Source organism: Kitasatospora sp. DSM 101779 (genome assembly GCF_025655475.1).
Classification (GTDB): domain Bacteria; phylum Actinomycetota; class Actinomycetes; order Streptomycetales; family Streptomycetaceae; genus Kitasatospora.
The window spans coordinates 2,904,253-2,913,708 of the sequence record NZ_JAHTIK010000001.1 but is presented as its reverse complement, the minus strand read 5'-3'; the positions used below and the strand labels follow the sequence as shown (position 1 = coordinate 2,913,708).

Below are 9,456 nucleotides of genomic sequence, written 5' to 3'. Positions count from 1 at the left end.
CCCGGCCGGCGCCGCCGAAACGGCCGCGCGGGGTGGCCCGCGGCGCCCGGTGCGCCGTCGACCCGGCGGTGCGGCCGGAGCCGAGCAGCGCGCGCAGCGGGGCCAGCGAGTCGTTGGTGACGTACCCCGCCCAGACCAAGTCCCAGAGGGCGTCGGCGAGGGCGGTCTCGGGGGTGTCCGGCTGCCGGTCGGCGAGCTGGCGGAAGAGCAGGCCGTAGCCGCCGGCGAGGGCCTCCAACAGCTCGGTGTGGACGGGGGTGAGGGCGGGCGGCACCGGATCGGGACGCAGCAGGTGGGCGTTCTCGGCGAGGTGGAGGCTGATCCAGCCGTCCTTGCCGGGCAGGGCGCCCGCGCCGGCCCAGCCGACCTCGCCGGCGACCATCAGCTCGTTGAGCATCTCCGGGGTGAAGTCGCCCAGCCGGGCCGGCAGGATCAGCTTCTCCAGGGCGGAGGCGGGCAGTGCGGTGCCCTGGAGCTGCTCGACCACCCGGTAGAGGCCGTCGAGGCCGCGCAGCCGGTGCCCGGCGAGGTGCTGCCACTGGGGGAGGAAGGCGGCCAGCGAGCGGGGCGGTACCGGCTCGACCTCCTGGCGGAGAGCGGCGAGTGAGCGGCGGCGCAGCCGGCGCAGCACCTCGGCGTCGCACCACTCGACGGTGGCGGTGTGGCCCTCGATCGGCCGGAACTCGCCCTGGACGAGGCGGCCGGCGGCGGTGAGCCGGTGCAGGGTGCCGGTGACGACGGCGGTGCCGAGGCCGAAGCGGACGGCGACCTCGGGGGCGGTGAACGGGCCGTGGGTGCGCGCGTAGCGGGCGAGCAGATCGCCGAGCGGGTCCTTGACCGGCTCGGTGAAGGCCTCGGGGACGCCGACCGGCAGGGGGGTGCCGAGGGCGTCGCGGAGCCGGCCGGCGTCCTCGATCGCGGCCCAGCGCAGCTCCCCGCCGACGCGGACCTGGATGGCCCGGCGGGCGGACTCCAGCTCCAGCGCCCAGAGCGGCTCGGCGCCGCGGGCGGTGAGCTCGGCCTCGGAGAGCGGGCCGAGCAGCCGCAGCGCGTCGGCGACGCCCTCGGCGTCCTTGATCCGCCGCTCCGGGGTGAGGCGCTGGAGTTCGGCCTCCAGCTGGGCGAGCACCTCCGGGTCGAGGAGTTCGCGCAGCTCGGCCTGGCCGAGCAGTTCGGACAGCAGGCGGGAGTCGAGGGAGAGCGCGGCGGCGCGGCGCTCGGCGAGCGGGGAGTCCCCCTCGTAGAGGAACTGGGCGACGTAGCCGAAGAGCAGCGAGCGGGCGAAGGGCGAGGGCTCGGGGGTGGTGACCTCGACCAGGCGGACGGCGCGGGACTCCAGGTCGCCCATGAGCTCGACCAGGCCGGGCACGTCGAAGACGTCCTGCAGGCACTCGCGGACGGCCTCCAGCACGATCGGGAAGGAGCCGTACTCGGCGGCGACCTCCAGCAGTTGGGAGGCGCGCTGGCGCTGCTGCCAGAGCGGGGTGCGGCGGCCGGGGCTGCGGCGGGGCAGCAGCAGGGCCCGGCCGGCGCACTCGCGGAAGCGGGAGGCGAACAGCGCGGAGCCGCCGACCTGGTCGGTGACGAGCTGTTCGATCTCGGCGCTGTCGAAGAGCGCGGCGTCCGCGCCGACCGGGGCCTCCTCGGCGGGCGGCGCGTCGGGGGAGGGGAAGTCCAGCAGGTCGGCGTCGGGCAGCCGCAGCACGATGCCGTCGTCGGCGTGCATGACCTGCGGGTCGAGGCCGTGCTTCTCGCGCAGCCGGGCGCCGAGGGCGAGCGCCCAGGGGGCGTGCACCTGGGCGCCGAAGGGGGAGTGGACGACGATCCGCCAGTCGCCGAGCTCGTCGCGGAAGCGTTCGACGACGATGGTGCGGTCGTCCGGCAGGTGGCCGCAGGCGGCGCGCTGCTCGGCGAGGTAGGTGAGCAGATTGCCGGCGGCCCAGTCGTCGAGGCCGGCGGCCCTGAGCCGCTCGGTGGCCGCCTCCGGCGGGAGCGAGCCGAGTTCGCGGACGAAAGCGCCGACGGCGCGGCCGAGTTCGAGCGGGCGGCCGAGGGTGTCGCCCTTCCAGAAGGGCAGCCGTCCGGGCACCCCGGGGGCGGGGGTGACGAGGACCTTGTCGTGGGTGATGTCCTCGATCCGCCAGGAGGTGGTGCCCAGGGTGAAGACGTCGCCGACCCGGGACTCGTAGACCATCTCCTCGTCGAGCTCGCCGACCCGGCCGCCGCCCTTCTTCCCCGTCTTCGAATCGGCGCCAGTGGTGCCGGCGATGAAGACGCCGAACAGGCCGCGGTCGGGGATGGTGCCGCCGGAGGTGACGGCGAGCCGCTGGGCGCCGGGCCGGCCGGTGACGGTGCCGGCGACGCGGTCCCACACCAGGCGGGGGCGGAGCTCGGCGAAGGCGTCGGACGGGTACCGCCCGGCGAGCATGTCGAGGACGCCGTCGAACGCGGACTGCGGCAGGGAGGCGAAGGGGGCGGCCCGGCGGACGAGGGCGAGCAGCTCGTCGACGTCCCAGGTGTCCAGGGCGGTGAGGGCGACCAGCTGCTGGGCGAGGACGTCCAGCGGGTTGCGGGGGATCCGCAGCGCCTCGATCCGGCCGGCGCGCATCCGCTCGGTGACGACGGCGGACTGCACCAGGTCGCCGCGGTACTTGGGGAAGACGACGCCGGTGGAGACCGCGCCGACCTGGTGGCCGGCCCGGCCGACGCGCTGCAGCCCGGAGGCGACCGAGGGCGGGGACTCGACCTGGACGACCAGCTCGACGGCGCCCATGTCGATGCCGAGCTCCAGGCTGGAGGTGGCGACCACGGCGGGCAGCCGGCCGGCCTTGAGATCCTCCTCGACCTGGGCGCGCTGCTCCTTGGAGACCGAGCCGTGGTGGGCGCGGGCGAGCAGCGGCGGGGCGCCGCCGGCGGCGCCGGAGCCGCCCATCAGCTGGGCGGGGGCGTGGGCCCCGGGCAGCGGCTCGCCGGTGGCCCGCTCGTGGGCGATCTCGTTCAGCCGGTTGCAGAGGCGCTCGGCGAGGCGGCGGGAGTTGGCGAAGACGATGGTCGAGCGGTGCGCCTGGACGAGGTCGACGATGCGCTCCTCGACGTGCGGCCAGATCGAGGCTTGCCGGGACGGGTCGTCGTCGCCGGCCGCGGGCAGTTCGTCGAGGTCGGCGACCGGGACGACCACCGACAGGTCGAACTCCTTCGCGGCCGGCGGCTGGACGACGACGGCGCCGCGCTGCGGGCTCAGGAAGCGGGCGACCTCGTCGACCGGCCGGACGGTGGCGGACAGGCCGATCCGGCGGGCCGGCGCGTCCAGCAGCGCGTCCAGCCGCTCCAGGCTGAGCGCGAGGTGGGCGCCGCGCTTGGTTCCGGCGACCGCGTGCACCTCGTCGAGGATCACCGTGTCGATGCCGCGCAGTGCGTCCCGGGCGGCCGAGGTGAGCAGCAGGAAGAGCGACTCGGGGGTGGTGATGAGGATGTCCGGCGGGTGCGAGGCGAAGCGGCGCCGGTCGGCGGCGGGGGTGTCGCCGGAGCGGATGCCGACCTCGATCTCCGGCTCGGGGAGGCCGAGTCGGACGGCGGCCTGGCGCAGGCCGGTGAGCGGGGCGCGGAGGTTGCGCTCGACGTCCACCGCGAGGGCCTTCAGCGGCGAGATGTAGAGCACCCGGCAGCGGCGCTTCGGGTCGGCCGGCGGCGGGGTGGAGGCGAGCCCGTCCAGCGCGGAGAGGAAGGCCGCCAGGGTCTTGCCGGAGCCGGTGGGGGCGACGACCAGGACGTCCGTCCCCCGGCCGATCGCGGCCCAGGCCTCGGCCTGGGCGGCGGTGGGCGCGGTGAAGGCGCCGGTGAACCAGGCCCTGGTCGCCGGGGCGAATCCGGCGAGGGCGTCCGAGGGGCTGTGCTGCGCCATGCCCCCATGGTGCCCGGTGCCACTGACAGGGCGGGGGCACCGACGGGCCGTCCGTCTGCCGCAGCCCAGCAAGCAGAACCGGACATTCCGCTCATATGGTGAAGATTCAGTCACACTTTCCGGAGCCGCGTGCCCCGGGAGGAGGACTCCACCACCAGGCCCGGCCGCCCCGCGCCCGGTCCTGCGGAGAGCGGAGGTCGCCATGGAACCGGGCGCCCCGGCGACCGGCCGCCCCGTCCGCGGCCCCCGCCGGCTCCTCCAGCTGCTGCTGGCGATGCTGCTCGTCGCCCTGGTCGTCGGCGGCGCCGTCCCGTACGTCTCCGGCGCCGGCCGCGCCTACCTCAGCTACCTGGTGCTCGCCGAGCGGCAGGACGCCGAGGGCGCCTCGCTCGCCGCCGCGGAGGCCCGGGCCGCCGGCGGACGGGTCGTCCAGGGCTACCCCCAGATCGGCGCGGTGCTCGCCTACGCCTCCGGAGGCTTCGCCCAGCGGCTGCGCGAGCGGCCCGGCATCGCCGCCGTCGGGGCCACCCGCACCGCCACCGTGCCGAGCCCGCCCGGCCCGCTCGCCGGCGCCGACTTCCGTCCCGGCAACGAGGCCGCGGCCGCCGCCGACACCGCCCAGGGCAGCCTCTCCGACCCCGCCGAGCAGGACGACTGGAACCTCGCCATGATCGGCGCGGGCGACCCGCCGTCCGCCTCCGACGCACTGCTGCGCACCGCCGCGGACCGCGCCGCGGCCGCGTCCGCGCCGACCGCCGCGGCACTGCGCGGGGTGCTCGTCGCCGTGCTCGACTCCGGCGTCGACGACACCCACCCCGACCTGCGGGACGCGGTCGACCCGCAGGCCTCGGTCTCCTGTGCCGACGGCCGCCCGGACGCCCGCTACGGCGCCTGGCGGCCCGACGAGGGCGTCTCCGAGAGCGGCCACGGCACCCACGTGGCCGGCATCGTCGGCGCCGCCCGGGACGGCCGAGGCGTCACCGGCGTCGCCCCCGGCGTCCGGATCGCCGCCGTGCGGCTGCTCGGCCCGCTCGGCCAGTACTACGCCGAGAACATCGTCTGCGGCATGCTCTGGGCCGCCGACCACGGCGCCCGCGCGATCAACGACAGCTACTTCGCCGACCCCTGGAAGTACAACTGCCCCGAGGACCCGGACCAGGCCGCGATCACCCAGGCCGTCGCCCGGGCCGTTTCCTACGCCCAGAAGCGCGGCTCCGTGGTCGTCGCCTCGGCCGGCAACGACGGCCAGGACCTCGCCGCCGACCGGGACGACCTGCGCAGCCCCAACGACCGCACCTCGGGACCGCCGCAGGACCGCCACCTCGGCACCGAGTGCATTCGGCTGCCGGGGGAGCTGCCGGGCGTGGTCACCGTCAGCGCCGTCGACCGCTCCGGGGTGCCGGCCGGCTACACCAACTACGGCGGCGTCACCATCGCCGCACCCGGTGGCGACCCCGACGGCGGGGTGGACGGTGCGATCGTCTCCGACTGGCCGGGCGACCGCTACGCGGCGCTCGCCGGCACCTCGATGGCCGCCGCGCACGTCACCGGAGCCGTCGCGGTGGTCGCCGCCGAGCACCCCGGCTGGGGGGCCGGGCGGATCACCGACGAACTGGAGTCGGCCGCCGCCGCCAACTGCCCGACCGGACCGGACACCTGCGGCGACCGCAGGTTCTTCGGCGCCGGCCTGCTCGCGCTGCCCTGAGGCCCGGGCCGCCGGACGCGCGCGGGACCCCGCCGGGCCCCGGCCGGCGCCTGCCCGGCTCGGGGATACTGGGGCCATGAGGCTGACCGAGTTCTGGCGACGGATGCACGAGCACTTCGGCGAGGCGTACGCGGAGTCGTTCGCGCGGGACCACGTGATGAGCGAGCTCGGCGGCCGGACGGTGCTCCAGGCGCTGGACGGCGGCTGGGAGGCCAAGGACGTCTGGCGGGTGGTCTGCGGCAACCAGGGGGTCCCCGCCCGGCTGCGCTGACCGGCGCCGCGGCGCCCCGGCCGGAATTCCCGAAGGCCCGTCCGTCCGATGGGCGAGACTGGGCGGGTGGACAGCAGCCCAGAGCAGAGCAGCCAGGTGCCCGCGGCCCCGGAGGGGCGACCCGCCCGCGACGACTGGTTCGGCCGCAGACCCCAGCTGCGCGGCGGGGCCATGCCGCGGTGGCTGCCCAGGGCGATGGTGCTCGCCCTGGTGCTGGTCGGCCTCTTCCAACTCGCCGACTGGGCGTTCCACCAGCTGATCGACCTCTTCGTCATGCTGCTGGTGGCCTTCTTCCTCTCGCTGGCCATGGAGCCCGCGGTGGACCGGATGGCGGCCCGCGGGGTGCGCCGCGGGCTCGGCACCTTCCTGGTGTTCATCGCCGCGGTGATCGCGATCGGCGGCTTCCTCGCAGCGCTCGGCACCCTGCTCGTCGACCAGGTGACCCGGGTCGCCGGCGAGCTGCCGCACCTGCTGGAGAACCTGATCGGCTGGATCAACCGGACCTTCCACCAGGACCTCTCGCTGGACGAGCTGCAGAAGCGGGTCCTCAAGGACTCCGGCACCGTCGAGAAGTACGCCCAGCAGGCGGCCGGCAACGTCTGGGGTGTCTCCAGCACCGTGATCGGCGGCCTCTTCCAGCTCTTCACCGTCGGCCTGTTCAGCTTCTACTTCACCGCGGACGGCCCGCGGGTGCGGCGCACCGTCTGCTCGCTGCTGCCGCCCGCCAAACAGGCCGAGGTGCTGCGCGCCTGGGAGATCGCGCTCGCCAAGACCGGCGGCTACCTGTACTCCCGGGCGCTGCTCGCGCTCATCTCGACGCTGGCGCACTGGCTGGTCTTCCAGGTCCTCGGACTGCCGTACGCGGCCGCGCTCGGTATCTGGGTCGGCGTGATGTCGCAGTTCGTGCCGACCATCGGCACCTACATCGCCGGTGCGCTGCCGGTGCTGGTCGCGCTCACCGGCCAGCCGGTGGACGCGGTCTGGGTACTCGGCTTCGTCATCGTCTACCAGCAGATCGAGAACTACGTGCTGCACCCGCGGATCACCGCGAAGACGGTGGACGTGCACCCCGCGGTGGCGTTCGGATCGGTGATCGCCGGGGCGGCGCTGCTCGGTGCGGTGGGCGCGCTGATCGCCATCCCGGCCGCGGCCACCCTGCAGGGATTCGTCGGCACGTACGTGCGCCGCTACGAGGTGGCGACCGACCCGCGGATCGACCGCGGTGAGGAGCGCAAGGAACGCCGGGAGCGCAGGCGGCAGGCCGCACGCCGGCTGCGGCGCATGATGCGGAGCGGATCCTCGAACGAATCCGCAGGTCGGGGCCGGGGCGACGGAGAGGAGTAGGAGTCTTCGCGGGATTCGAACGGTTGTTCTCTATACTCGTCGTCGGCGAGTTTTCCACAGGCGCGGCCCGATCCGGGTCGATTGTCGGTGGGACGCGCTAGCGTCGAGGACGATGAAGCGCACAGCACAGAACCCGAGGGTGGAAGCCATGGCAGGAACGGACCGCGAGAAGGCCCTTGAGACCGCACTCGCCCAGATCGAGCGGCAGTTCGGCAAGGGCTCGGTGATGCGCCTCGGCGAGAAGGCCAACGAGCCCATCGACGTGATCCCGACCGGCTCCACCGCGCTGGACGTCGCGCTCGGCGTCGGCGGCATCCCGCGCGGCCGCGTGATCGAGATCTACGGCCCGGAGTCCTCCGGCAAGACCACGCTCACGCTGCACCTGGCCGCCAACGCGCAGCGGGCCGGCGGCACCGTCGCCTTCGTCGACGCCGAGCACGCCCTCGACCCCGAGTACGCCAAGAAGCTCGGCGTCGACACCGACGCCCTGCTGGTCAGCCAGCCGGACACCGGCGAGCAGGCCCTGGAGATCACCGACATGCTGATCCGCTCCGGCGCGATCGACCTGGTGATCATCGACTCGGTCGCGGCGCTCGTCCCGCGCGCCGAGATCGAGGGCGAGATGGGCGACTCGCACGTCGGCCTGCAGGCCCGGCTCATGAGCCAGGCGCTGCGCAAGATCGCCGGTGCGCTCAACCAGTCGAACACCACCGCCGTCTTCATCAACCAGCTCCGCGAGAAGATCGGCGTCATGTTCGGCTCGCCGGAGACCACGACCGGTGGCCGCGCGCTGAAGTTCTACGCCTCGGTGCGTCTGGACATCCGCCGCATCGAGACCCTGAAGGACGGCACCGAGGCGGTCGGCAACCGGACCCGCGTCAAGGTCGTCAAGAACAAGGTGGCGGCCCCGTTCAAGCAGGCCGAGTTCGACATCCTCTACGGCGTCGGCATCAGCCGTGAGGGCGGCCTGATCGACATGGGCGTCGAGCACGGCTTCATCCGCAAGTCCGGCGCCTGGTACACCTACGAGGGCGACCAGCTCGGCCAGGGCAAGGAGAACGCCCGCAACTTCCTGCGGGACAACCCGCAGCTCGCCGACGAGATCGAGCGGAAGATCAAGGGCAAGCTGGGCATCGGCCCGAAGACCGAGGAGTCGGCCGACGCTGCCGCGGCACCCGCCGCCGAGGCTCCGGCGCCGGCCACCAAGACCGCCGCCAAGAAGACGGCGGCCGCCGCCAAGGCCTGATCCGCCGATGCACATCCCCGACCGCCCATCGGGCTCGGCCGCACCCGCCGCCGAGCCCGATGACGCCGGCCCGCCCGACTGGTTCGCCGCCGTCGCCCTCCCCGAGGAGGAGGCGGACGGACCGTCCGGGCCCGACGACCACCACGGCCCCGTCGCGCCGAGCCTCGACGAGATGCCGGGCCTGCGCTCGGCCTCCGCGCTGCCCGCCGGCCGCCGGCGCCGCCGCAGCGCCCTCGCCCCCGAGGAGGGCGAGCCGCCCGCCGGGGGTGCGACCCCGCGGCCCCGGGGCGAACGGGCCCCGCGGTCCCGGCACTCCGGCCGGGACGACCGCGAAGAGCGGAGCGAGCGCAAGGAGCGGAGCGAGCGGGCCGACCGCCCGGGCGAACGCCGCCGGCAGGCCGGACGGGGCGAAGAACCCTCGGGCACCCCGGCCCGGCGTGCCGAAGAGCAGGCCGACCCCGCGGGGCGGGCCCGCGACATCTGCCTGCGCCTGCTCACCGGCAGCCCCCGCACCCGGAAGCAACTCGCCGACGCCCTGCGCAAGCGGGAGATCCCCGACGAGGTCGCCGAAGAGGTGCTCTCCCGCTACGAGGAGGTCGGGCTGATCGACGACGCCGCCTTCGCCGCCGCCTGGGTGGACGCCCGGCACGGCCGCCGCGGCCTCGCCCGCCGCGCCCTCGCCCAGGAGCTGCGCACCCGCGGTGTCTCCGGCGACCTCGTCGAGGAGGCGCTGGCCCGGGTCGACTCCGACGACGAGGCCGAGGCCGCCCGCGCCCTGGTCGACCGCCGGCTCCGCACCACCCGCGGCCTGGAGCCGCAGGCCCGCACCCGCCGGCTGGTCGCGATGCTCGCCCGCCGCGGCTACTCCGAGGGTCTCGCCTTCCGCGTCGTCCGGGAGGCCCTGGGGGAGGAGAGTGAAGGCCTCGGCGAGGAATGGTGACGGATCATCAGTCATCGGCATCAACTCTCGATCGCATCTTGACCGTTTC

At 75.0% G+C, this 9,456-nt stretch carries 6 protein-coding genes; 5 read left to right on the top strand and 1 reads right to left on the bottom strand.

Going from position 1 to position 9,456, the window contains the following annotated elements; translation table 11 throughout:
- Positions 1 to 3,901: ATP-dependent helicase (locus KSNIM_RS13345; protein ID WP_263103450.1), on the bottom strand; the 3,901-nt coding region annotated here is incomplete at its 3' end.
- Between the two features lie 202 nt (positions 3,902 to 4,103).
- Between KSNIM_RS13345 and KSNIM_RS13340 the strand changes: the two genes are divergently transcribed.
- From KSNIM_RS13340 to KSNIM_RS13320, 5 genes are all read left to right on the top strand, one after another.
- A complete protein-coding gene (locus tag KSNIM_RS13340; RefSeq protein ID WP_263103449.1) occupies positions 4,104 to 5,606 on the top strand; it encodes a S8 family peptidase in 1,503 nt (500 codons plus the stop codon).
- Between the two features lie 76 nt (positions 5,607 to 5,682).
- Positions 5,683 to 5,877, top strand: a complete 195-nt coding sequence (locus tag KSNIM_RS13335; RefSeq protein ID WP_263103448.1) for a DUF3046 domain-containing protein — start codon at positions 5,683 to 5,685, stop codon at positions 5,875 to 5,877.
- A 171-nt stretch (positions 5,878 to 6,048) separates the two neighbouring features.
- Entirely contained in the window at positions 6,049 to 7,221 is a 1,173-nt protein-coding gene (locus tag KSNIM_RS13330; protein WP_411543864.1) for an AI-2E family transporter, read from the top strand.
- Positions 7,222 to 7,369: 148 nt separating this feature from the next.
- Entirely contained in the window at positions 7,370 to 8,467 is a 1,098-nt protein-coding gene (recA, locus tag KSNIM_RS13325; protein WP_263103447.1) for a recombinase RecA, read from the top strand.
- Between the two features lie 7 nt (positions 8,468 to 8,474).
- Complete coding sequence (locus tag KSNIM_RS13320; RefSeq protein ID WP_263103446.1) at positions 8,475 to 9,407, top strand: regulatory protein RecX; 933 nt, start codon at positions 8,475 to 8,477, stop codon at positions 9,405 to 9,407.
- Positions 9,408 to 9,456: the final 49 nt, after the last annotated feature.

Coding starts and splice junctions, on each gene's coding strand:
- KSNIM_RS13340 (WP_263103449.1), top strand. CDS start 4,104: ATGGAACCGGGCGCCCCGGCGACCGGCCGCCCCGTCCGCGGCCCCCGC.
- KSNIM_RS13335 (WP_263103448.1), top strand. CDS start 5,683: ATGAGGCTGACCGAGTTCTGGCGACGGATGCACGAGCACTTCGGCGAG.
- KSNIM_RS13330 (WP_411543864.1), top strand. CDS start 6,049: ATGCCGCGGTGGCTGCCCAGGGCGATGGTGCTCGCCCTGGTGCTGGTC.
- recA (WP_263103447.1), top strand. CDS start 7,370: ATGGCAGGAACGGACCGCGAGAAGGCCCTTGAGACCGCACTCGCCCAG.
- KSNIM_RS13320 (WP_263103446.1), top strand. CDS start 8,475: ATGCACATCCCCGACCGCCCATCGGGCTCGGCCGCACCCGCCGCCGAG.